Source organism: Geomonas oryzae (assembly GCF_004117875.1).
Classification (GTDB): domain Bacteria; phylum Desulfobacterota; class Desulfuromonadia; order Geobacterales; family Geobacteraceae; genus Geomonas; species Geomonas oryzae.
In genome coordinates this window covers 340,114-362,858 of record NZ_RAHW01000003.1, presented here as the reverse complement: position 1 = coordinate 362,858, position 22,745 = coordinate 340,114, and the positions used below count along the sequence as shown (strand labels likewise).

Below are 22,745 nucleotides of genomic sequence, written 5' to 3'. Positions count from 1 at the left end.
GCCTACAAAAACCAGGCGACCGGGCTGAAAAGCCGCTCCAGAAGCCGCACGGGCCAGCCCCGCTTCTCGTGCTCATGCAGCACGATGCGGCGGGTTCCTGCGAAGTCGGCTTCGAGCATTTTCGCGACCTGGCTGCCGAAGTCGCGGCTGTCGACCACCACGTTCAGCTCGTAGTTGCGGTGGAAGCTTCTGAAATCGATGTTCGCCGAACCGACCATGGCCCAGTCGCCGTCGATGAGGAGCACCTTCGCGTGCAGCACGGCGCTGTCCAACTCGTGGATCTCTATTCCGTTTTTCAAAAGCTGCGCGTAATAGGTCCGGCTCACCAGCCGCACCAGGGGAACGTCGCTTTTGTACGGCAAGAGCAGTTTCACTTCCACCCCGCGCCCCGCGGCGCGCAGCAGCGAGCGCATCACGCGCGGCCCGGGTACGAAATAGGGGCTCGCGATGACGACGCTCTCGGATGCGCCGGCGATGGCGACGCGGAAGGCGCTCCTGATGAAGCTCCGCTTGTGATGCGGTCCGCCGTTCACCACCATGACCTTGGCGTCGCCGGTTATCTCCGGCATCGGCGCCGGGTCGCAGCCGACCGGAGAGAGGCCGGTCTCCTCGGTCCAGGTCTCGCGGAAAAGCCGGAGCAGCTCGAGCCCCGCCTCACCCTCGATCTTCAGCCCCACGTCGCGCCAATTCGTCTCTTTTTTGCCGAATCCCGAGTAGACGTCGGCGATGTTCATACCGCCGGTAAAGACGCACCATCCGTCGATGATGACGATCTTTCTGTGATCGCGCTTGTCGAACCAGGCGATCCCGCGGCGAAAGGGGGGCGGGTTGAACGGGGCGCAGTTCACCCCCTTTTTCATGAGGCGCTTGAAGAAGGATGCGGGTGTTTCGAAGCAGCCGATGTAGTCGTATAGAACGTGCACCCGCACGCCTCTACCGACCGCTTCGATAAGCGCGTTCGCCACGCGGCGTCCGGTCTCGTCGTCGGCTATGGCGTAGAACTCGAGGCAGATGCTCGTTTTCGCCCGGGGAAGCGCTTCCAGTAATGCCGGGAAGAATTCGGAACCGTAGCGGTACAGCGTGGCGCGGTTGCCCAGAAACGACACCGCCTCGGTGTTCTTCCTGAAGAGATCGAAGAACCGGGCGGTCCGGAACAGGAACTGCTTTCTTTTGCGGCGCACGCTGGTCATAGATCGGGAACCTGAAAGCGAAAAAGCGCGGAAATAACGTCGAGCATTACTTCCGCGCTTTAGGTGCTGCGGCTAAGGGGAAAACCCGCTAGACGGAGACGACTTCCTTTACGGCGGGGATCTTTTCCTTGATGGTCCTCTCGATCCCCATCTTGAGGGTCATGGTGGACATCGGGCAGTGGCCGCATGCGCCGACCAGGCGCACTTTCACCACGCCGTCATCGGTTACTTCTACGAGTTCAACATCGCCGCCGTCCGCCTGAAGCGCCGGCCTGATGTTTTCCAAAATGGCTTTGACTTCTTCTGTCATGTACTCCTCCAGTTCTCTGTGGTTTACAACAGGTATGAGTCTATAGGATTTTAGTGATAAATGCAAAGCTCCAGTGAGGCTCCGTACTTACTCCTTGCCGTGCACCCCCGGCGTGGTGAGGGGGTAGGGGGAGAGCACCTCCTCCAGCTCCTCCTCGGTCAGTATGCCGCGCTCCAGGATCACCTGCCGGATGCTGTTGCCGGTCTTGGCCGACTCCTTGGCGACCTCGGCCGCCGCCGCGTAACCGATACTCGGCGCGAGCACCGTCGCGAGGCCGACCGACTGGTCGAGGTAGCTGCGGCAGCGCTCCTCGTTCGCGCTGATCCCGGTGATGCACAGGGTGGTCAGCTGGTGCAGGCAGTTTTTGAGGATCTCCATGGAGAAGAGCGTGTTGAACGCGATCACCGGCATCATCACGTTCAGTTCCAGCTGCCCGGCCTGTGCTGCTAGGGAAACGGTGAGGTCGCATCCCATCACCTGGAAGCAGACCATGTTGGTCACCTCGGGGAGCACGGGGTTTACCTTGCCCGGCATGATCGAGGAGCCGGGCTGCATGGCCGGGAGGTTGATCTCGGCAAGACCGGTGCGCGGCCCCGAGGAGAGGAGCCTCAGGTCGTTGGCGAGCTTGATCACGTTCACCGCGGCCCCCTTCACGCTGGAAGAAAGCGCCACGAACGGGTCCATGTTCTGCATCCGCTCAACGAGGCTCTCGCCGCGGGTGAGCTCCTCGCCGGTTTCCCGCGCGAGCCCCTCGACGATCAGGTCGATGAAGGCCTCTTCCGCATTCAAACCGGTGCCGACCGCGGTGCCGCCGATGCCGAGCTCCCTCAAGCCCGGGAAGGCGCGCTCCATCCCCGCACGGTTGTTCTCGACGGCGATGCCCCAGGCCGAGAACTCCTGCCCGAGGCGGATGGGGACCGCGTCCTGCAGGTGGGTGCGTCCGGACTTCAGGATGTGATCGAACTCCATCCCCTTGCGTGAGAGCGCCTCGGAGAGGTGTCTCAGCTCGCCGTCCAGCTCCTGTGCGAGCTCTAAGGCTGCCAGGCGCATGGCCGTCGGGAACACGTCGTTGGTGGACTGCGCCATGTTGACGTGGTCGTTCGCGTTCACCCTGCCGTACTCGCCGAGCTTTCCTCCTAATATTTCGTTCGCCCGGTTTGCCAGCACCTCGTTCACGTTCATGTTGTGCGAGGTGCCCGCGCCGGCCTGGAAGGGATCGACGACGAACTGGTCCGCCATAGCGCCCGAAAGCGCCTCGTCGGCCGCCTTTACGATGGCCTCGCCGAGTTCCCGGTCGAGCCTCCCCGTGGTCATGTTGGCCTGCGCCGCGCACTTCTTGATCCTTATGGTCGCGCGGACCAGCGCCCGGTGCGGCTTGAGCCCGGAGATGGGGAAGTTGTTGATCGCCCTCTGCGTCTGTGCGCCGTAATAGGCGCCTTCGGGGACCTCTACCGTCCCCATGGTGTCCTTTTCGATACGGTTTGCCATGAACAGCTCCTTGTTCGGTGGAGCACAGGTGACATAGCTGCGTCCCTGTCTCGCAGTCTGGTGTATCAGTGTACCAGATCTGCCAGTGTCAGCAGCTCTTCAGTGGTTCTTGTTTCAAGGACGGCGCAGCCCAATGTCTTCGGGACGGCAAGATCGACCTCATAGCGGTCGCCGACAAAGAGCGTCTCGGAAGGAAGGCAGCCGATTTGGGAGAGGATATCGGTGATGATGGTGCGGTCCGGTTTCGGGATCCAGTAATCCTCTATGGTGAAGACCCGGTCCATCAGACCGGTGATGCCGATCCGTTCCATGATGCGCCCGGAAAGGTCGCGGTTGTTGTTGGTGTAGAGGTGCAGCCGGTAACGCTGTCCGAGTGCGCGTAAAAGCTCCTGTACGCGCGGGTCGGGCTTAAGCAGCGTTTCCGGCGTGCAGTCTGCGGCGAAACGGCGGTGCAACTCCTTCAAGGTCCCCCCGATGGCGACCACGGCGCGGCTCAAGGTGCCGCCTTCGCAGTCCAGGGAGCGTGATTGCTGCAGCAGCTTTTCCGCCTCTTTAAACGGGAGTCCCTTGAGGTCGGCCACGTAGTTGATGGCGCTTTGGTTCACCTGCTCACCCAGGCGCTCCTCCTGGTACAGGGTCCCGTCGAGGTCGAAGACGATCGCCTTGAGCGTGGTGGTCACAGCCCCATGCCCCATTTCCTCATGCAAAGAAGCTGCGGCTTCTCCACCCCCTTGGCCTGGATAAGTACCTTGAAGGTATCCCCCATCCCCCCCTCCGGGAGCATGAGTTTCTTGATGGCGAGACGGTGCTTCAGGCTTTCCTGCTCGTCCTTCGCCTGGGCCTCGAGTTTCATCAGCTCCTCGATGAGTCCGACCCCTAACAGGAAGCGGTACTGTTCGCCGTACCAGGCACTCACAAGACCCGCCTCGGTCCCCGCCTCGATGAGGGCGCTGAAGTTGATGTGGGTGGTGATGTCCTGCTCGCCGACCTGGCGGTACGGGTCCTCGTTGGTGGAGTGCTTGTAGTAGCAGAGCAGGGTGCCGTTGCGCCGCTGCGGCGTGTAGAGCTCTTCGGCCAGATAGCCGTAGTCGACGGTGAGCACGAAGCCCCGCTCCAGTGCCTTCGCGGCGGAGGTGATCCAGGCGGGCGCGGCGAGGTTGATCTCGGCCCGCTGTCCCGGCATGAGCCTCACTTCGAACTGTTTCAGGTAGTTTTCCAGTTCCGAGGTGGACGGAGCGAGGAGCTTTTCGCGGAAGCCGTCCCCGTCGGCCGAGACGAAGACCTCCTTGAGGCCCGATTCCGTCATCTCGACCAGGTGCACCGGCATGGCGTCGAAGAGCTCGTTGGAGATGATGCAGCCGGTGAAGGAAAGCTCTCCCTTGGCGAGCTCCTCCGGGGTGCTCCAGGCGAGGTGCTCCGCATGGCGCTCAAGACGCGCGGCCTGGGCCTCCTTGAGGGAGGGCTCCTTCTCGATGAGGCGGTAGGTCAGCGCGGCGTAGAGCGCCTGGTTCTCCTCGGCGGCGGCGTCGAGGATGTCCTGGGCCAGTTGTCCACCGCCGGCGCCGGCCTCGGCAACGGTAAAGGAGGCGGGGGAGCCGAGCAGTTCGAAGAACCTCCCGATCTCGCGCGCGATGAGGCGGCCGAAGGCACTGTGAACGTTCATGCTGGTGTAGAAGTCCCCCTCGGCGCCCACCTTGCGTCCCGGCGAGGTGTAGTAGCCGAGGTCCGGCTCGTAAAGAGCGGACTCCATGAATGAAGCGAAGGTGATGTCACCGCGGGTGCGGATACGTTTTAGGATGAGTTCGGCGAGTTTGGTCGTTGCAGCGGCGTCAGCCATCAAAAGCCCTCCTGAATCTGAAGGTCTTTTTATATACGGAACGAAAATGCTTGTCAACGCGGGAGGGGGAGGGAGGGATCAGGCGTCGCGGTAGAGAAGGGAGGTGGCTTGCACCATGCCGGCGAGTTCTTCGCGCAGTTCGATCGGGGCGAGCAGCTCGGCGTGTGCACCGTAGGAGAGAAGCCAGGAAAGTATCTCCATCTTCCCCCCGGCGTGGAAGCTCAAACGGATGGAGCCGTCGGACAGTTCCTCGATCTTCTGCGACGCGTGCCAGACACGGTCCTTGATGGCGTGGGCGATTGACGCGGAGAAGCGGACCACCACGTCCATGGGGGATTCCGCCACGATGCCGAACGCTTCTCCCAGCGCCTGACCGGGACGGTATCCCTCGGGGATCTCGAAGCGCTCCTTGAGTTGCTCGACGCCGCAGATACGCTCGACTGCGAACGTGCGCAGAGCTTCGCGCTGCTGCGCGTACCCCATCAGATAAATGCCGCCCTTCTGGAAGAGCAACGTGTACGGATCGACCTTGTAGTCGGCAGGCTCGGCGCGGCCGGGAGAGCGGTAGGAAATGACGATGCTCTGCTGGTAGAGGAGGGCGTTGCGGATCTGTTTGAGGTGCTCGGCGCAGCGCGAGTAGTCCCGCTTCCCCTGTAAAAGGGGGAGCGAGACCTCGGCGATGCGTTCCATGTGGGCGGCAAGGCGCGGCGGCAGGACCGAGTTCACCTTGCCGAACACGCTCTGCATGTCCTCCATGAAGGGGGTTCCCTTCAGGAGATCCAACTGCGAGCGTAGAAGGGAGAGCGTCATCAGCTCCTGCAGCGTGAAGCTGATGGGTGGGACGTCCTTGAAACGGGTCAGGAACCGGTACACCTTCTCGCCGTCCTGCCAGTCGGAGATGAGGGGGTATCCCGCCTCCTGGATGGCGACCAGGTCGCGGTGGACGGTGCGCTTGTTGACGCCGGCCTCCTCGGCGAGCTCGGCCACGGAGATGCCGTGGCGAGCCTCGATGAGTCGGATCACGTCATGGACCCTTCCCGCCTGGGAGTATTTGCGCGGCGGACGTCCCTTTCCGGTCACGGCTGCTCGGTTTGCCCTTCCGCGGGCTTCGCCTTGGGCTTGCGGCGACGGCGCTTCTTTTTGGCGGCTGCATCGCCCGTTGCGGCTGCCTCGCCGGTGGGGGCGGTTTGCTCCGCGGACGGTGCGGCCTTCTGTTCCGCTTTGTCCTTGGCTGTGCCGGACCTGCTTCCTCTGCCGCGGGATTCGCCGCGGCCGGACTTGCCGCCGCGCTCGCCGGACTTGCCGCCCCTGCCGCCGGGCTTGTCTTCGGTACGGCGGGGAGGCCTGGCCGTCCTCTTGTAGTCGTGGACGAACATGTCGTCCTCGGCCCACTCGGTCGGGATCTTCTGCTTGATGAACTCCTGGATCGCCTCGATGAAGAAGGCGCCGTCCTCGTCCGCCAGCGAAATGGCCATACCCTCGGCGCCGGCGCGCGCGGTGCGACCGATGCGGTGCACGTAGTCCTCGCAGTCCTGCGGCAGGTCGTAGTTGATGACGTGGGAAACGCCTTCGATGTGGATGCCGCGGGAGGCGACGTCGGTCGCGATCATGATCGGGAGGAGTCCCGCCTTGAAGTCGGAAAGGATCTTCATCCGTTTTCTCTGCTCGACGTCGCCGGAAATCACGCGGCAGGGGAACTCGTTCGCGTTCAGGCGGTCCTGCAGGTACTCCGCCTCGCGCTTCGTGTTCACGAAGATCATGGTCCGATCCATCCCCATCTTCCTAAGCAGACCGAGAAGCAGCGGGAACTTCTCCTTGCGGGCCACGTGGTAGAGCACCTGCTCGACGCGCTCGGCGGTCATCTGCTCGGGGGTCACCGAGACCTTCTCCGGCATGTTCATGAACTCGTAGGCGAGCTCCATGACGCGGGTGTTGAGCGTCGCGGAGAAGAGGAGGTTCTGGCGCTTGTCGTAGGAGGGGAGCCTTCTGAGGATGAAGCGCAGGTCCGAGATGAAGCCCATGTCGAACATGCGGTCCGCCTCGTCGATGACGAGGGACTCGATGTCCTTGAGCGAATAGACCTTCTGCTTCAGGTAGTCGATGAGGCGCCCGGGCGTCCCTATGACGATGTCGGCGCCGGCCTTCAGCGCGTCGCGCTGCTTCATGTAGTCGACGCCGCCGTAGATCGCCTGGATGTTGAAGCCGGTGTGCTTGCCCAGCATCTGGGCGTCTTTTTCGATCTGCACCACCAGTTCGCGGGTGGGGGCGAGGATCAGTGCGCGGGGGTGATGCTCCGCTCCCGTCTTCTGCTGGCTCAGCAGCCGGGTGAAGATGGAGATGAGGAAGGTGGCGGTTTTGCCGGTGCCCGTTTGGGCCTGTCCTGCCACGTCCTTCCCGGTAAGGGCAAGCGGCAGCGCCTTCTCCTGGATCGGTGTGCAGTCGGTGAAGCCGGTCTCCTCGATCCCTTTGAGGACCAGTTCCGGCAGGTTCAGCTCGGTGAATTTCATGCTGTTGTTTTCCTTTTTTTGCCTTATTTCAACCGCATATAATTAACACGCCTATGAAAAAATGGCAAGGAAAGCGTCCGGAAAACTGTCAGAGGCGACGCGCCTTGTGGCAGTCGGCGCTAAGGGGTGCCGTAGCGGAGTATTTTCTAAAACGTTGAACGCCGAACGTTGAACGTTTTTCGGGGAGGTGTGTCTTTGCGCCTTTGCGTCTTTGCGTGACAGGCTTTTTGTGCTATGTTCCCCGCGACAAAAAACGCAAGAGGTAACGATGACGCAATCCTTCATCCACATCGACTCCCCCAACTACCTGAAACTTGAAGACCTCCCGAACCCGCCCGACTGGCCGGGCATTTTCGGCAACGACAACAGGCTTGCCCTTGAGATCGGCTGCGGCGTGGGAGACTTCATGCTGAAGACCGCGCTGGACGCGCCCGAAACGAACTTCATCGCCATCGACTTCTACAACAAGGGGTGCGACAAGACCTGCCGCCGCATGGACCGCCACGGCGTAACCAACGTGCGCGTGGTGCGCGACGAGGCGCGCGCCTTCGTCACCGAGCGCATCCCCAAGGGGAGCCTCTCCGCCATATACATCAACTGCCCCGATCCGTGGCCCAAGAAGCGCCATCGCAAGCGGCGGTTGGTGAACCGCGAGTTCATCGAGTTCCTCCTCGACTACATGGTGCCCGGTGCCGACTTCTTCTTCGCCACCGATTTCGATGATTACGGCATCGACGTCGCCAACGCGCTCCCGGAGGTCGCCGCGCTCGAGAACCAGTTCGCCCCCGATCTATACCGCCACGAGTTCCCCGAGTACCACCTCTCCAAGTACATGCGCAAGTTCATGGCCGAGGGGAAGCAGATCTACTTCATGCACTACAAGGTCAAGTAGTACTTGCTTGTTGAACGCGAAGAGGGGGACCCCGGTGCAGGGCCCCCCTCTTTTTTTGCATTTAGACGCGGCTATTCCTCGGCGTTACATCATGCGTGGATGGAGTTTGGAGAGGTCGATATCGACCAACTTCCACACGCCGCCTTTGTAAGCTGGGTCCTGTTTTAGTTGCTCAAGCGGGGTAGGCGGTGGGATTTCCATCTCTTCACCTTCGAAATAAAGCTCCACCGCTTCTTGTATCAGTCGCGAAAGATTCTCTTCAGTGTCTGCTGCGGAAAAACACCCGGGAAAATCGGGGATGGTCACTCCGTGGGCGTGCTCCTCGTCACCTGCATGTAGATATACCGGGTACAGCATTTTCTATCTCCACTCCCAACCCGCCTGTCGGAAAATCTGTCGCAGGGTCCCGATCGGGATGTCTTTGCGCGGGCAGGGGACGACTACGTGTCCGGGCCTCTGGGGGTGCTTGAATTTGCGGTGGTCCCCCTTGCCGCCTACAAACTGCCAGCCATCTTCTTCCAGTCTTCGAATGATCTCACGGCTACCCATTCAATTTATATACAGGTCCCGTGCAGAAGGGCAAGCACAAACTACCCGAGCATCCGCGTCAGGTGCCCCTTGAGCGTCGCCTCGAAATCGGCCTCCCGGTCGCCGCGGTATACGAGCGAGGAGCCGATCTCGGCGGCTAAGATGGCGAAAAGGTACTTCTGCGGCAGGCGCGTTATCCTCCGCGCGTACTTCGGCTCTTCCCTGAGCATCCTGGGGAGGTGCGAGAGGATGGCCTTCTTGTAGATCGGCTGCGTGCAAAGCTGCGGACGCTTCTGGAAGAAACGGTAGATGGTGGCGTAATGCTCGTTGATCTCGCCGCTTAACGCATCGGAAATCTCGGTGCATAAAAGACCGGGCTGTTCACGGTGGCGCTTGAGGATGAGCTTCGCCTCGTCCGCCGCCCGCTGCTCGAGGATCTCCAGGACGTCCTGCACGTAGCGCTCCTTGTGTGCCAGGAACTCCGCCTCGCTTAAAAGGAGGTTCGCGATGATCTCGTAGGAGGATGAAATCACCCCGCACTTGTTGGCTGAGGCGTCGCGCATGATGATGACACCCTTCTTCTGCAACTGCACGCGCGCTTCCGGTGTTATGAACGAGTTGGCCCCCTCGACGATGGCTCCGGCCGACGGGGCCCCGCTTGGGAGGAAGTAATTCTGCCAGTTCTCCTTGTCTATGGTCTCAGGACGTCCCCCCGCCGGGATGAAGAGGTCGGCCTTCACCGTGAAGGGGAGGCTTGCGTACACCCTTGAGAACTCATCGGTCGAGATCCACTCCTCGCGCAGCCCGTCGTTCGTCTTTGAGACCTTGCGGTAGAGCTCGCGTAACCCTTCACGCCGGCTGCCGCTTCGGTAGAGCAGGAAGCCGCCCGGGTGCAGCGCCTGCGGATCGAAGGCATCCAGGTCCTGCTTTAAAAGGATGCGCGATAGCTCGTGACGGTCCGCGCCGTCGGGATCGCACAGGGCGGCGGTGCCGTCCAGGATGAGCTTTATGGCGACGTTGGGTGTGCGCTCCAGCATGATGCGCATGGCGTTTCCGGCCACGTCGCCGTTCGGGCCGCCGGTGAACTTCACGCTGAAGCGGTCGCGGTAGATGTCGATGCCGAGCTCGGCCATGGTGATCTCGGCGAACTTCACGACGCCGGTCGAGGTGACGCCGTACTCTTTGTGGTTTATCCCAACCTCCTTGCTCGACATGATGCCGATCCCGAGGATGTAGCCGCGCCGCTTGGATAGACGGGCGATGTTCTCGATCATGGAATCGTGCATGTTCTCGTCCGGGCCCAGTTCGATCGGCTCGTCCTCACGGTAGTAGTCGACCACCGCAGGGGAGCGGGCGATGCCGTTGTCGGTCACGAAGATGTCCAGGAAGGCGTGGGTCACGCCGTGCTGCAGCTTGTAAAGGCGCCAAGTCTCCATCTGGCGCTCGCTACCCCTCTGGAGGTCGGAGGCATCGAGGATCAGCACGAGTTTCGATCCCCCTTCGTAGATGTCCTTGTTCTTCAGATGCTGGGTGTGCGCGAGGACGAAGTTCTCACGGAAGATGGTGTTCGCGTTGGTGATGAAGTCGTCGCCGTTTCTAGCGATTACCGTGCGCCAGCCGCCGCGGGCGATGTCGGAGAAGCCTATGTGGTAGCCGAAGCCGTAGCGGCTGAAGAAGAAGGTCACCCGGAATGGGGTCGCCTGCGGCAGATCGGCGGTGAAGGCCGCTCCGAGTTCGGTCAGGTAGGTTGGGGAGAGCCGGAAGGCGATCGCCTGCTTTTCAAGCACGAAGAAGTTGGTCTTCAGCGTGTGGGTGATGAAGATCAGGCAGCAGCGATAGATGGCACGGCGCACCTCGTCGAGGTAGCGATGCCCGGTGTTGTAATCGTTCACCGCCTGCAGCGTTTCCTGGAGGGTCGCCCCGTAGAGCGGGCTGCTCTCGGTTATGGCCGGATCAAAACGGGCCTTGAAGAGCTTCACCATTTGCAGCGACATCTCCGGGTGCGCATGGAAGGCGCTCTGCACGTCGTCCAGGCCGAAACGATCCGGCTGGTTGTGGGCCAGGTTCGTGTGGCAGAAGGCGATGAAGGCGTTGACGAGGGAGGCTTCCTCGCCGGTCATGACCCCTGCGGTCACGAACTCCCGGTAGGCGTAGCTCTTCGTCGAGACTATCTGTGTGTTGTACAGCTCCTGCTGCAGCTTGCCGAAAAGCTCCGACCCCGGCTCAAGCGTCTCGCCGGAGCGCCGGTTCACGAGGAAGGTTCCAAGGAAATAGGGGTGCACGCCGTTCGATATGGTGAGGCAGTAGGCCCGGTTCACGCCAAGGTCGAGTCGGTTGAACACCTCCATGAGTTGCAGGAGGAATTCCTTCTGGGGCGGGTTCGCCACCGCGAAGTGCACCCGCGATATCTTCACGTCCGGGGTCGGTTCGACGTATAGGTACAGGCCCCCGCTTCTGGTCGCCTTTTGCTGTAACTGCAGCACCTGGGCCACGCGAAGGGGAGAGGATATCCTCACGTAGTTCTCGTTGTTGAGCCAGAGTATCTTCAGGAGCCTGTCGAACTCCTTCATGTCGAACTCGGGATAGCTGCGGCGCAGTTGCACTGCCACCTTGCGGGTGAGGGCAGGGGGAAGCTGCACCTCTCGCCATGCTTTTATGTCGTCGTTCGCCTTGCGGTCGAACTCGAAACGCTGGATCTCCAGCGCCTGCGTCATCTCCGGCATCGGGCCGTCGGAGTGGGTGATCATGGCATAGGAGATTTCCCTGTCCTGGAAATGACGCAGCGAGTCGTAAAGCGAGCCCGGCTCGTTCACCCTGGCAAGGATCAGGCTCTTGTCCCGGTCGGCCAGGATCAGGCGCCGGTTCGTTTTCAGGGAACGGAGTTCACGCTCAAGGAGCTCCAGCGCCTGAGGCTCGTCCTGCATCGAGTTGAAGAAGAATGGTGTGATCTGCTCTTTGAGCCATTTGCGGTTCTCAATAAGCTCATTGGCCCTGATCGTTCTTGCATTGGCCTTGCTGCTCATGCTTCATTCCCCTTTGAATGAGATATAAGAGATATGCGTCACAAGTATATCAGCGGGCAAAACGTTTGCTCGACCTTTTTGTCGACGGGGTTGGGAGCTTTGTTGCTACCGCCCAAGCCTGGTAGTTATTCTCGATAAAGTCGCATCTTGGAAGCGCCGGCGCCCGCTTCACGAACCGAGTACGACGAAAGCAGTTGAAACAGGTATCTCTACTGGGTATGATGCTGCATTTGAGAAAACGCCGGACGGAGGGGTAGTGCAGAGATATCTGACCGCAGAGGTGCCGGGAACGGGCGGCATCATCAAGAACAGCCCGGAAGACTTCATCGTCGAGGAGGTCCCGGCTTATCAGCCGAGCGGGCAGGGGGAACACTGCTTCGCCACGGTTGAAAAGCGTGGCATCACCACCCTCGAGGCCGTGCGCCGCCTCTCCAAGGCCCTCGGCGTACAGGAACGCGACATCGGCTACGCCGGCATGAAGGACGCCGTAGGCATCACCCGGCAGACCATCTCCATTCCGCGCGTCGCTCCTGAGAAGGTTCTCGCCCTCGAGATCCCCGGTATCAGGGTGCTCGCCGCGGTGAAGCACGGCAACAAGTTGCGCCTTGGGCACCTGAAGGGGAACCGGTTCGAAATAAGGGTGCGCGACGTGGCGCCGGGGGCGTTGGCAAACGCCGATGCTGCCCTGAAGGTGCTCGTCGGGCGTGGAGTTCCCAACCGTTTCGGCGCACAGCGCTACGGCGTCCAGGGAAACACCCATGACATCGGTGCCGCCATGCTGCGCCGAGATTTCAAGGCGGCCATCGACATCCTGATCGGGGACCCGGAGCAGGTGAGCGACGAGCGCTGGCGCGAGGCGATAAGCGCCTATCGTGCCGGCGACCTGGCCGGGAGCCTCGCACTCTACCCCGGCCACTTCCGCGTGGAGCGTGAACTCCTCTCGCGTCTGCTGCAGCGCCCGGATGCTTTCGAACGGGCTTTCCATGCGGTGCAGCCGCGCATGAAGCGTCTTTACCTCTCCGCCTTCCAGTCCTCCTTGTTCGACGCAGTTTTGGAACAGCGGCTCGAGACCTTCGACCGGGTCGAAGCGGGGGACGTCGCTTTCAAGCACGAAAACGGTGCCTGCTTCCTCGTTCAGGACGCCGCTGCCGAGGCGCCGCGCGCACTCTCTTTCGAGATCTCCCCAACCGGTCCCATGTTCGGGTGCACCATGATGGCGGCGCAGGGACTCCAGGGGGACCTGGAAGCCCGGATCCTCGCGGCCGAGGGGCTCACCCCGGAGAGCTTCAACCTCTCCGGCGGTCTGCGCATGGAAGGAGAGCGCCGCCCGCTCAGGGTGCCGCTCTCCTCGGCTTCGGTTCGTGAGGAAGGAAATGACCTGTTGTTCGACTTCTCGCTGCCGCGCGGCGCCTATGCGACCTGCGTGCTCAGTGAGATTATGAAGGACCACTAAAGACAAGCCCGTAAAGGGGGAAGGAGTATTTCAGTGGGAAAACTGCACCTCTTGGCACCCGCCAAGGTGAACTACCGGCTGGACGTGCTGGGCAAACGGCCGGACGGATACCACGACCTGCGCATGGTGATGCAGCGGGTCGACCTGTGTGACGAGGTCATCATCTCCCTCAACGATGTGCCGGGGATACGCGTTACCTGCGGCAAGAAAGGGGTTCCCGACGGTCCGGGCAATATCGCCTGGCGCGCGGCCGATGCGCTTTTGCAGATCTCCGGCAAGTCCGTCGGGATCGACATCGCCATCAACAAGCGGATTCCCGTTGCGGCCGGATTGGGAGGGGGAAGCAGCGACGCCGCCACCGTGCTCATGGGGGTGAACGAACTGCTCGACCTGAAGCTTTCCGACGAACGCCTGATGGAGATCGGCGTGAAGCTTGGGGCCGACGTCCCGTTCTTCATCTTCAAGAAAACAGCCCTTGCCGAGGGGATCGGGGAAAAGCTGACCGCGATGGAGTCCATGCCTGCTCTCTGGGTCGTGCTGGTGAACCCGGGGATCCATGTCCCCACTGCATGGGTCTACCAAAATTTGAGGTTGACAACCAAAACTTCAGACCATATAATCCGCGATTCGTACAGCAGCGCTGCAGAGGTCGCGGAGCTTCTTTCCAACGATCTCGAGCCTGTCACCTGTACGAAACATCCGCTTCTGAATGACCTGAAGGATAAGCTCCTAAAAGCGGGCGCGGCCGGTTCGCTCATGTCGGGGAGCGGCGCCACCGTCTTCGGAATCTTCGAAGACGAAGCGGTAGCCCAAAAGGCTGCGACCGAGATAGCAGCGGAGTGCGGCTGGTTCGCCGTTGCAGTGAAGACGCTGTAGCGGATAAAAAGTGAATATTGGGGCGTCGCCAAGCGGTAAGGCAACGGGTTTTGATCCCGTCATTCCCAGGTTCGATCCCTGGCGCCCCAGCCAATGACATAACTAGTTGAAAAAGACTAGAGAAAACCAAGGCCTTATAACTCTTAGTACACAATTTAGTACACAGGAGGTATGAGGCCTTGTCATATCCAAAACATCTTGTAGTCGTCAATAAGCACTACTGTTTTAAGATCAGAGTCCCTGTAGATCTCCAGTCACACTTCCTACCCCCTTCATCGAGAAATCACTCAAGACAGCAGATATAGATGCTGCAATTGCACGATTGAGTATCTATGGAGTATCAGGTAGCGAGGGCCTTCACCCTCCTGCAAACTGGTATGTCATACCTACCGGATGAATCCCTCAGACCTCCATCCTCTATAATTCACACCAATTTGAGCTAAGCTGCTTTAATTTAAAAATGTACTTTAATCGTGTGCATTCTCAAATAATATTTCTGCTCTTGTCTTTATTCTTTCTGCAAACAGTTTGTCATGACTTAATCTGTGGGTAAACTCCTTTGAAGAAAGCGCTATATAGTTCAATAATAAAAAATCATAGTAACTGTCCTCATCTTCCTCCTGTATCGAAATAACTATTTTCTGCCTAGTACTGAGGCCACTTAGTGTGTTGTTGAGTATCTCGAAATGTGGGTACTTAGCTTGAAAAACGCACAACTCTCTCGGCTCTAGGGTTAATATGTCGACGATAGTCCCCATGCACTTTACCTCCGTTAGTTGGACAAATTAGCCACTGGGAAATAAGACTGCATTTGCTGTGTAGGCCGGGTTAATGAGGGGAGGTGCTGGTAGTTCCTAGTGGTGGAGGAGGGGGTAGAGTATGGTCAGCTAGATGGTTTAGCTGGGCTGAGTTATTCTTGCTCTATGACGGTAGCTGTAAAATCGTAAGCACCTAAATTTACAAAACGTAAGGGTCTGATGTCGCACTCCTGTAGCTATTTAACCACAAAATTGTGATAAGGCAAGGAGCCAGGCCCCAAGGGCTGGTTTTTCCATTTTCTAAGGAGGAATATTCATGACACCGATCACCCCAAATCTGAAGCTACACAACAACCAGTGGCGATTCACATGTCTCCAGAGCCATTCTACATGCACTCCCCTAAGCAGATCAGGGACGTTTTCGGTCCCCAGTGGGACAACTGCCAGCTATAGACGTAGTGCTGAAACTAATGGACTACCTGATGAGAATATTGCGATGGGCTTAGTCACCTAAGATGAGGTGGATCGCTTGAAGGATATCAACAGGAGAGAAGGGCTTTACGAGGATACTAACTCCTTCGGGAAGTGGGCGCTCTGGGACATATCCGCTCATATAGATCACATTAAGAGAAGGGTTTATGGTTCTCATGATCTTATAGCTTGAGATACCGTCCATTCGAGGCATGACGATGTCAGTTACAACCAAACTGATATTCTGCTGGTTTTGCTTGAATTTTTCTAGCGCATCCTGCCCATCAATCGCGGGTATCACATTGTAACCACTACCAATCAGGAGATTATGGAGCATTGACCGTAATTGTGGCTCGTCATCGACAAGAAGTATCGTTATACGACCAGCTGTAGTTTCCTGTCTCATAATAACCTCTTTGACGAGTTGAAGGCTTCGATACGCCAGTGGCCTGTATTCCAGTATGGGAGTCAGAAAGCTGTAGACAGTTGACCACATTTGACTGCGGAGGCTATCTGGCGCTGGTCTTACACTGTATCCCGACTCTCATTATTATCTCATAAGTTTTCAATTCTTCAACACCTTTCCACTGTGCCTGTGAATAAACCCTCAAATCCTGTGGATATCTTCTCAGGTTGTCACGTAAGAATAGGCACTTTTACGTCGTGCACATTTTCTGTACATTTCTCTAACTAGTGGTAATTGCATGTCAATATTTATTCGTGTGACGAAGGTAAGTGTGTGCTGTATGAAATTCCTTATTTAAATCTGTAACAAATGTGAGGAGGTGGACAAGTGACTAAAATCACGTGATGAAAGGCATGCGTCTAAGGTTAGTATTTCACGTTGTTAGGGGCAAACATTAAAACTATTGGAGGAACCCCCATGATCATCGAAACATTATTTTGACCAGAAGAATTCCCATCACCTAAACCACACACGACACCTAGCTTTTTTGAGATGTGCTAACGCCAAGGGACAGTAATAAAAAAACCGGTCTCGAAATGAGGACCGGTCTCGTATTGTGTGTATGGGCACTTTCTATTTCGGTCCAGGTCCTACAACTGAACATGTATATATTTCTGTAGTGGGAGTCAGTGCGATGGTAATCCCGACTTGCGACAAGATTTCGTTATCTGACTTGAACTGGACTACAGACCCGCATCCACCCAAGTAAGTGATCTGAACCTCTTGCCAAAGAGGGTTGAAGCCTGGACCTTCGCCCGGCCCCGGTATTGCATCAATAACGCTTGTGACCGGCGTGTTGCACTGCTCAGCTTGATCAGACTGGTATATGATGTTGATGCTTTTGTTACGTTTCAAGACGGCTGCTTCTCCTCCAGAAGGAAGCTCCGTAAAGGTAATGGTGAAAAGCTTGGCATCATAATAAGCCGGGATCTGACTGAACACACCTTTTGTGTGCTCTGCCATGGCTGGAACACTTAGGGCCAAAAAGGATAAGGTTAAAATGACTAAAACCCAGAGAGGATTCTTTCGCATATTAGATACCTCCTTTAGGCTACTGGCTTTGGCAATCTCCACACACACGAACGATGATGTCAACTCTGAACAATGCAGGTGCTCTATCGGTAAGCTTTAAAATGTACCAGCTACTGCGCTGCTGTCAAGCATGCTGGCAAGGCCCTAGGTTGCAAAGCCGTTTACCTGGAGGGAGGGGATAGCAGGTTAGCTGAATTTGATGACGTCCTCTTAGGCTAAGGCCTATTACACAATTACCCAAAAGTGGGCATATACGAAATGCGAATACTGCGGTAGGGCGATAAGGCAAGGAGACACGATTCACGGGATCAAGTATGGTACGTTTACCTCAACAGGATTCAAGGCTGCTCGGGACTCAGCGGTCACAGTAATGTGTGGGACTTGTGGTAATCTAGAGGACCAAATGGTGTACTCCTCGCTGGACGGCAGAGCACTGATGTACCCGACCAGACCTAGCCTCACTCATGAAGAACGGATACAAGCTGATCCAGAACATAGCGAGCCCACCAGCATCAGATCCGAAAGCCATTCAACACCTCATTTCATCCTGCAAACAATCCGAGTAGTTTCCTGCTACCCAATCCCTCCACATATCAGCAAGTTCAATATCCTCTCCTAGGAAACGCACTCCTCATGGATCCCATCGTTTGAAATATTAATCCTACGTTCCACGTCAGGTCTGTAAATACTACATCTTGTGAAATCCCAATTGTGGTAGTTGGCCATCATATACCCGGTTCCAAAGATATTCGGAGGGGGGGCTTGGCTTTGTTGATGGGTATCGACATTATGTGATGGGCACCAACATATTTGGGATAGGTATCTACATATTTGGGATGGGTACCAACATATTTTTGATTTGCACCAACATATTTGGGATGGGCACCAACATATTTGGGATAGGCATCAACATATTTGGGATAGGTACCAACATATTTGGGATGGGCACCAACATATTTGGGATGGGTATCAACATATTTGGGATGGGCACCAACATATTTGAGATGGGTACCAACATGTTTGGGATGGGTACCAACATGTTTGGGATGGGTACCAACATGTTTGGGATGGGTACCAACATGTTTGGGATGGGTGCCAACATGTTTTTGATGGGGGGTAACATGGCTGTGGGAACCAACCGGAAAAAGGAGGGGCCAAAAGCAAACAGACCCCCGAGAGCACGGCATGCGTCGTTTCCCTCGGGGGATTGATCATTGCAACAGCATGGGCTGTCTGGTCGCCTGACGAAGTCATCCGTCCTAATCTAAGCTGTTGTGGGTTCTGTCGTGGTTCTTTTCCGGTAAGAAGGCACGCGAGCATTGAATCCCGCTTCCATTAGAGCCGGAATATCCTCTTCTGTCGCTACGGATTGCAGGAATGAAATTATCTTCTTGAACATTTCCGTGACAGTCCTGCGTGCATTGTTGCGTTTAAAGATTTCTACACGGTTCCCGGTTTTCGCTCCTTCGTGAGAAGTGTCATAATAGCTCACGGCCCCCTTCACTTCTTCCACAGGAATGGGGCCGGCTTTGTACAGGAGCAAGGTTTCAAGCCCCCGAGTGCAGCGGTGCACGGTGCTGAGAACGGTGGAGTCTTTTCCTGTTAGGTCGACGGAAACTTTTACGTAGGACATATCCAACCTCCTTTTCTTCGGCAGGTTCCAGCCAGACGACAGGATTCTAGCGGCGTCTCGCGTGCTCGCAACCCGCTGAGCGGCGATGAAAAAGGCTCGGGTCAGCTTCATTAGCGGTACGAACTATGGTGGAAGGAAAAAGGCTGTGATGTTGAGGGGGGAGTGGATCATTAAATTGGAAAGAAAATCACCCAATGAAGTTGGAAAGGCTGTCCCCAACGCAATGGGGACAGCCTTTGGGTGACGCGAGGGCGTTTCAATCAGAGCAGATCGAGCAATGCAGCGACTTCGGGGGTGCGCTTGCCTCCCTGGCCGGACATGATGCCCTTGGGGGTGATGTCTTTGCCGTAGAAGGAGGCGTTGGCTTCGTCGTCGATCATGAGCGCTGCACCGTTTAGTGCGATGCCGGCGAACAGCCCGCGGCTCCTCGAGTAGGAAAGGATCTCGGCCTTCAGGGTGACGTCGGTCGCCCCTTCGGCGCTGCGACCTACCGGACCGGCGGCAACGGATGCGTCGGCACCCAGGGTGAATTTTCCTTTTAGTGCCCCTTCCACGCTCTTCTTGGTCTTGAAGACGAGGATAAGGTCGGTAGATTCCGCCCCGATCTGCCAGCCGAGGCTCCCGCCCGCTATCTTAACGAAGACCGGATCGGTCCAGGCCCCCTTTTCGTCACGGACCGTAAGTACTCCTGTACCGTATCTGCCGCCGACCACGAACCCTACCTTGATCACTCCCGGAATTACCATCACCCCCTGGGCGTTCTGGAGAAGCGCCGGCGGGATGCTCTGCTCGGGTATGGCCTTGATCGCCTTGACCACTTCGACGCAGTCCTCGATCTTCCGCGTCTCACCGGCAGCGAAAGCCGGCGTGATGCTCGTCCCCAGCAGCAGGGCAACGATCGCGGCGGTGATCATTCTTATCGTTCTCATGGATGATATCCTCCCTTGTTTTCACTGGATACTACAGGTAAATGATACGCCTCGACTGAGCTTTGGGCTCAGCTTTTAATCCAGGCATAGAAAAGCCGGGTGCAATGTCCAGAATCGCAACCCGGCTGTGTCCTCAGTGACGGGCGCTCTGCCCGTTTGTGAGCTGTGTTCAGGTCCGGCGCGGCTGGGAATCGAGAAACCTGCCGAACTCCGCGTCGCTCTCGCGCATGTGGTTGGTGACCCAAGAGCACAAAAACCAGAGCAGCTCGACGCACCCCTTGGTGTCCAATCCCTTTCCTTTTTTCAGCAGGGCTATCTCGGTCTGGAAATGCCGATGCTCTTCCTTGTGGGCGGTGAGTTTAGGATAGGACGTTCGCTGCATCCAGCGTTCCTCGCAGTTGAACTGCTGAATCGAAAAATCGATCAGGATCTCCAGTACCCCGGGCTCAAGCGTGTGGTTTTCACGGAAATGGTCGTAGCTTTTGTTGAGATACTGTACCAGGTGACGGTGATACTGGTCGATCTCTTGTATGCCAACCAAATAACAGTCCTTCCATTCAATAATAGGCATACAGCCTTCTCTCCTGTTTAGAAGTTGTGCCCGGTCGCCCCCGTGAGGGAGGGACCGGGCACATAAATGATTACTGGTTGGGCGCTAGGGTGATCTCGCCCAAAGATGTTTCGTGACCGGCGGTGACCAATACCGCTGCCGACGAGTACAGGGCGAAGCCGTTAGCGCTTATGAAGGCCTTGTAGCGGTCGGTGTCGGAGGTGCTGGCTGGAACGAAGGCGGAGAATGGAGCCTGCCACTTCCCGCTGGTATAGGTCGCAAAGATCTGGCCCGCGGCGATGGGGTTCGTACCGTTGATGGCCCCGCGGCGCTTGATGGAGACGGTGGCGCTGCTCCAGTTGACGAACGGGTTGCTGACGTTGCCGGCGATGGACCCGAAGCTCTCAAGCATGTTCGCCATCTGGATGAGCCTTATCCCCGTCGGCTTGAAGTTGTACTGCCCGCTGTTGCCGCGCTTGACCACGGCGGTGTTCGGGTCGAAGTCGATCATTACGGCGTTGATGACGCCAGGCTTGACCTCGATTGGTCCGAGGATCTTGAGCCCGGATTGCTGTCCGCTCGGCGTGGTTAGAGGGACTTTCGTGTTGGGGTCACTCGCCAGTACGAGGTAGTTGACCGGATCCTGGTTGCCGCCCGGGTTCGGATCGAGGATGAGGCGGATCTGGCTGTAGGTGCCGGCGGGGAGGGCGATGTCGCCCAAGGTTTCCTGGCTGAAGCGCAACTGCATCACGTCCACCGACCTGGCGGTGGTGTAGCTTGCGAAGACGGGGAGTGCGGGATCGTTGTCGGCGGCGTTTTCACGCCCCGCGGGAACGAGCCTTATCTCGCGGATGGATATGAAGAGGTTCTGGAATTCGTCGCTTTGACGGTCGGTGATGGCAAGCTTGAGGGTCCCCTTGCTGGTACTGCTGCTGCCGCCTCCGCCGCATCCGCCCAGGTACAAAAGGGCTGCGGTGACGGTGCAAAGGGCGATGAGAAGATAACGGTAGGCAAAAAAGGTCTTTCGCATGGTGATGTCCTCCTTTTGTTTGGAGATCCCTGTTAATCGCGATGATGCTTTTTGTGTCCTTTCTTCTTGCCGTGGTCGTGGTGGTCCTTCTCCTTTTTCTTCAGGTAAACCCGCTGGTGGTTCTCTACGTAATAAGGACGCCCGGAGTCATAGTAGATGTGTACTCCCGGGGGGGCGGGGATGTAGCCGTTTAGCTGGATGTTGACGCCGACGGTTCCTGTGTGACCTGTCGTCGGGGCTGCCAGCATGAAGCAGGTGAGAGCGAATACAGCCAGTGAGGTTGAGGGTGGTTTCACGCGCATGTCGGATTCCTTTCGGGGTGGTATTTGCCCCTTCTTTTGTATCCCGAGCTCAAGAAGGGACTTCTCAGTCTCTGTCTCAAACTCCGCGCAATAAAAAAGCCGGGGCCTAATATCTATGTGATATTTCGGCGACCCGGCTGTCTCTGTGAGACCCTGTAGGCTTTCCGTCCCATCCTCGCGGATGGTTTAGTATTGTCGTTTATCGGTGCTGTTGTGGTTTTCGCAGGAACGATAACGCAAGGCCTGTACCCTGTCAAGCGCGCTTTTGCTCGTGTCGGGTGTTTCCTACTGATCACAAGCAGATAGGGGCGAAAAAGACTAAAGTTTCCCGAAGCACTGCCGAACTTCTAATACTGTAAGAGATGCCTTTTGTTGTTCTGCTTATTTCAGTGTAGTACGAGGGGGGAGTATGGTTAGAAGTATCCTTGATATCGGCAACGCCAAGTACAAGATAGACAGGCTCGCGCTATGCCGTTTCAGGGAGGAGGCACGTCGGAACGCCGATGCCGGTGCGGATGAGAGAAAAGCCGAGCCGTGTGACGCACGCCCGTCCATCGAGGAGTCTCTTGACTGCGTCTTCATGGAAGTGATGCAGTTGTACAACGAATATGCACGTACGGAGAGTCTGGACGTTCTCGTCCGGCTGAAGGATAAGCTGGAACAGGTTTCGTTGAGGTACAAGAGCGTGGCGCTTGCCGAGGAGGTGTTGAACATCAACAGCTGCCTTCCCTATGAGAGGCGCGTTCCCTCCTCTTCACGTCCGGACGACTTCGGCGGTCACTAGTCCGCAAGAGGCTTCAGGCCCTAATCCCCTCGTTACAGACCGCGACGGCAGGCTCGGCTACGGCTACGGCCTGTTGTTTGCGTCCAGCCTTTTCCTGCTGAATGCTTTCCCACTCCTGCACGAGCTTTTCCGGCTCGGTCGTGATATTCCTGATCAGTTCCAGTAGGGTCTGCTCCGCATCCCCCTCGAAGGCGATGAACTTAACCCCCATCATCGAGAAGAAACAGTGCACCACGCTGACCGAAACGACCATGGGGGCTTGCCCGGGCGAGACCTCGATGGAAAGGGTGCAAGTTTCGTTGAGCGGGACCATCAGGCACTCGTCCGCACTGATGAGCGCGCCGCGCAACGATATGTTTTCAATGCGGCAACGGTATCTCATTTCATGATGCTTCAGTTCGCCGGGTGCCGTGTGTTTGACCCGGTGGAAACGCCGCTGGTTCATGGGTGAAGCCCTCCTCGCATGCTATTGAGATGTTCGGTTGGTTTCTTATCGACCATGATCCATACAAACTGTAGCCGATTTTGTCAACATACAGGTCTGCAACGAGTTTTTTGTGTCGCTCCCGCATGGGGCGGGTCCGGGGACGTTGCTTGCAGACGCGTCGTGCCGGCATGAAGATGCCTTGGGCGGCGGCAGGTTTTCCGTTGACTTCACAAGGCAAGTATTGTATTAAGTAGCGTTT

24 protein-coding genes, 1 tRNA gene and 1 riboswitch are annotated in these 22,745 nt (G+C 57.5%); of the genes, 6 read left to right on the top strand and 19 right to left on the bottom strand.

The window, feature by feature from the left end; genetic code table 11:
- Positions 1-2 precede the first annotated feature (2 nt).
- The 7 genes from D6Z24_RS09875 to D6Z24_RS09845 form a co-directional block, all read right to left on the bottom strand.
- Complete coding sequence (locus tag D6Z24_RS09875; protein ID WP_129126411.1) at positions 3-1,190, bottom strand: phospholipase D-like domain-containing protein; 1,188 nt, start codon at positions 1,188-1,190, stop codon at positions 3-5.
- 88 nt (positions 1,191-1,278) lie between these two features.
- Positions 1,279-1,500, bottom strand: coding sequence for a NifU family protein (locus D6Z24_RS09870; protein ID WP_129126410.1), 222 nt, complete (start codon positions 1,498-1,500; stop codon positions 1,279-1,281).
- An 87-nt stretch (positions 1,501-1,587) separates the two neighbouring features.
- Positions 1,588-2,988, bottom strand: a complete 1,401-nt coding sequence (locus D6Z24_RS09865) for an aspartate ammonia-lyase (RefSeq protein ID WP_129126409.1) — start codon at positions 2,986-2,988, stop codon at positions 1,588-1,590.
- Positions 2,989-3,053: 65 nt separating this feature from the next.
- The gene (locus D6Z24_RS09860; protein WP_162605106.1) at positions 3,054-3,668 is read right to left on the bottom strand and encodes an HAD family hydrolase; all 615 of its coding nucleotides are present in this window, start codon (positions 3,666-3,668) and stop codon (positions 3,054-3,056) included.
- A complete protein-coding gene (locus tag D6Z24_RS09855) occupies positions 3,665-4,825 on the bottom strand; it encodes a class I SAM-dependent methyltransferase (protein WP_129126407.1) in 1,161 nt (386 codons plus the stop codon). The genes D6Z24_RS09860 and D6Z24_RS09855 overlap by 4 nt, the downstream gene beginning before the upstream one ends.
- A gap of 78 nt (positions 4,826-4,903) precedes the next feature.
- Positions 4,904-5,905, bottom strand: coding sequence for a helix-turn-helix transcriptional regulator (locus tag D6Z24_RS09850; protein WP_129126406.1), 1,002 nt, complete (start codon positions 5,903-5,905; stop codon positions 4,904-4,906).
- Entirely contained in the window at positions 5,902-7,332 is a 1,431-nt protein-coding gene (locus D6Z24_RS09845) for a DEAD/DEAH box helicase (protein ID WP_129126405.1), read from the bottom strand. Before D6Z24_RS09845 ends, D6Z24_RS09850 begins: the two co-directional genes overlap by 4 nt.
- A 268-nt stretch (positions 7,333-7,600) precedes the next feature.
- Between D6Z24_RS09845 and trmB the strand changes: the two genes are divergently transcribed.
- Positions 7,601-8,224, top strand: a complete 624-nt coding sequence (gene trmB, locus D6Z24_RS09840; protein ID WP_129126404.1) for a tRNA (guanosine(46)-N7)-methyltransferase TrmB — start codon at positions 7,601-7,603, stop codon at positions 8,222-8,224.
- A gap of 84 nt (positions 8,225-8,308) precedes the next feature.
- Here trmB and D6Z24_RS09835 read toward each other — a convergent pair whose 3' ends face one another.
- From D6Z24_RS09835 to D6Z24_RS09825, 3 genes are read right to left on the bottom strand one after another with little or no spacing between them, the layout of a single operon-like run.
- Positions 8,309-8,581 carry a type II toxin-antitoxin system HicB family antitoxin gene (locus D6Z24_RS09835; protein ID WP_129126403.1) on the bottom strand — a complete coding sequence of 91 codons (273 nt, stop codon included), beginning with the start codon at positions 8,579-8,581 and terminating at the stop codon, positions 8,309-8,311.
- A gap of 3 nt (positions 8,582-8,584) precedes the next feature.
- Positions 8,585-8,773 (bottom strand): type II toxin-antitoxin system HicA family toxin, encoded by a 189-nt coding sequence (locus D6Z24_RS22005; protein WP_129126402.1) that lies wholly within the window; start codon positions 8,771-8,773, stop codon positions 8,585-8,587.
- Between the two features lie 41 nt (positions 8,774-8,814).
- Positions 8,815-11,775: an NAD-glutamate dehydrogenase domain-containing protein gene (locus tag D6Z24_RS09825; RefSeq protein ID WP_129126401.1), complete on the bottom strand. Its 2,961-nt coding sequence runs from the start codon at positions 11,773-11,775 to the stop codon at positions 8,815-8,817.
- Between the two features lie 256 nt (positions 11,776-12,031).
- On the opposite strand from D6Z24_RS09825, the gene truD reads away from it, so the two are divergent.
- The 3 genes from truD (at position 12,032) to D6Z24_RS09810 (ending at position 14,197) form a co-directional block, all read left to right on the top strand.
- Complete coding sequence (gene truD / locus D6Z24_RS09820) at positions 12,032-13,228, top strand: tRNA pseudouridine(13) synthase TruD (protein ID WP_129126400.1); 1,197 nt, start codon at positions 12,032-12,034, stop codon at positions 13,226-13,228.
- Between the two features lie 33 nt (positions 13,229-13,261).
- On the top strand, positions 13,262-14,104 hold the full coding sequence (gene ispE, locus D6Z24_RS09815) for a 4-(cytidine 5'-diphospho)-2-C-methyl-D-erythritol kinase (protein ID WP_129126399.1): 843 nt from the start codon (positions 13,262-13,264) through the stop codon (positions 14,102-14,104).
- Positions 14,105-14,122: 18 nt separating this feature from the next.
- Positions 14,123-14,197 (top strand) — tRNA-Gln (locus tag D6Z24_RS09810).
- Positions 14,198-14,571: 374 nt separating this feature from the next.
- On the opposite strand, the gene D6Z24_RS09805 is transcribed toward D6Z24_RS09810, so the two are convergent.
- From D6Z24_RS09805 to D6Z24_RS09795, 3 genes are all read right to left on the bottom strand, one after another.
- Positions 14,572-14,862, bottom strand: coding sequence for a hypothetical protein (locus tag D6Z24_RS09805; RefSeq protein ID WP_129126398.1), 291 nt, complete (start codon positions 14,860-14,862; stop codon positions 14,572-14,574).
- Between the two features lie 502 nt (positions 14,863-15,364).
- On the bottom strand, positions 15,365-15,739 hold the full coding sequence (locus D6Z24_RS09800) for a response regulator (protein WP_162605105.1): 375 nt from the start codon (positions 15,737-15,739) through the stop codon (positions 15,365-15,367).
- A gap of 633 nt (positions 15,740-16,372) precedes the next feature.
- On the bottom strand, positions 16,373-16,831 hold the full coding sequence (locus tag D6Z24_RS09795; RefSeq protein ID WP_129126396.1) for a hypothetical protein: 459 nt from the start codon (positions 16,829-16,831) through the stop codon (positions 16,373-16,375).
- Between the two features lie 794 nt (positions 16,832-17,625).
- Between D6Z24_RS09795 and D6Z24_RS21505 the strand changes: the two genes are divergently transcribed.
- Complete coding sequence (locus tag D6Z24_RS21505) at positions 17,626-18,042, top strand: hypothetical protein (RefSeq protein WP_162605104.1); 417 nt, start codon at positions 17,626-17,628, stop codon at positions 18,040-18,042.
- Positions 18,043-18,095: 53 nt separating this feature from the next.
- Here D6Z24_RS21505 and D6Z24_RS09780 read toward each other — a convergent pair whose 3' ends face one another.
- From D6Z24_RS09780 to D6Z24_RS09760, 5 genes are all read right to left on the bottom strand, one after another.
- Complete coding sequence (locus D6Z24_RS09780; protein ID WP_129126394.1) at positions 18,096-18,464, bottom strand: hypothetical protein; 369 nt, start codon at positions 18,462-18,464, stop codon at positions 18,096-18,098.
- A 260-nt stretch (positions 18,465-18,724) separates the two neighbouring features.
- Positions 18,725-19,393 carry a lipid-binding SYLF domain-containing protein gene (locus tag D6Z24_RS09775; RefSeq protein WP_129126393.1) on the bottom strand — a complete coding sequence of 223 codons (669 nt, stop codon included), beginning with the start codon at positions 19,391-19,393 and terminating at the stop codon, positions 18,725-18,727.
- Positions 19,394-19,562: 169 nt separating this feature from the next.
- Complete coding sequence (locus D6Z24_RS09770) at positions 19,563-19,964, bottom strand: bacteriohemerythrin (protein WP_129126392.1); 402 nt, start codon at positions 19,962-19,964, stop codon at positions 19,563-19,565.
- A gap of 70 nt (positions 19,965-20,034) precedes the next feature.
- A complete protein-coding gene (locus D6Z24_RS09765) occupies positions 20,035-20,973 on the bottom strand; it encodes a DUF4382 domain-containing protein (RefSeq protein WP_129126391.1) in 939 nt (312 codons plus the stop codon).
- Positions 20,974-21,005: 32 nt separating this feature from the next.
- A complete protein-coding gene (locus D6Z24_RS09760; RefSeq protein ID WP_246014625.1) occupies positions 21,006-21,275 on the bottom strand; it encodes a hypothetical protein in 270 nt (89 codons plus the stop codon).
- Positions 21,276-21,399: 124 nt separating this feature from the next.
- Positions 21,400-21,476, bottom strand: a riboswitch (cyclic di-GMP riboswitch).
- A gap of 208 nt (positions 21,477-21,684) precedes the next feature.
- Here D6Z24_RS09760 and D6Z24_RS09755 point away from each other — a divergent pair.
- Positions 21,685-22,059, top strand: a complete 375-nt coding sequence (locus tag D6Z24_RS09755) for a hypothetical protein (RefSeq protein ID WP_129126390.1) — start codon at positions 21,685-21,687, stop codon at positions 22,057-22,059.
- Between the two features lie 13 nt (positions 22,060-22,072).
- Here the strand turns inward: D6Z24_RS09755 and D6Z24_RS09750 are convergent, their stop codons facing one another.
- Positions 22,073-22,504: a PilZ domain-containing protein gene (locus D6Z24_RS09750; RefSeq protein WP_129126389.1), complete on the bottom strand. Its 432-nt coding sequence runs from the start codon at positions 22,502-22,504 to the stop codon at positions 22,073-22,075.
- Between the last annotated feature and the right edge of the window lie 241 nt (positions 22,505-22,745).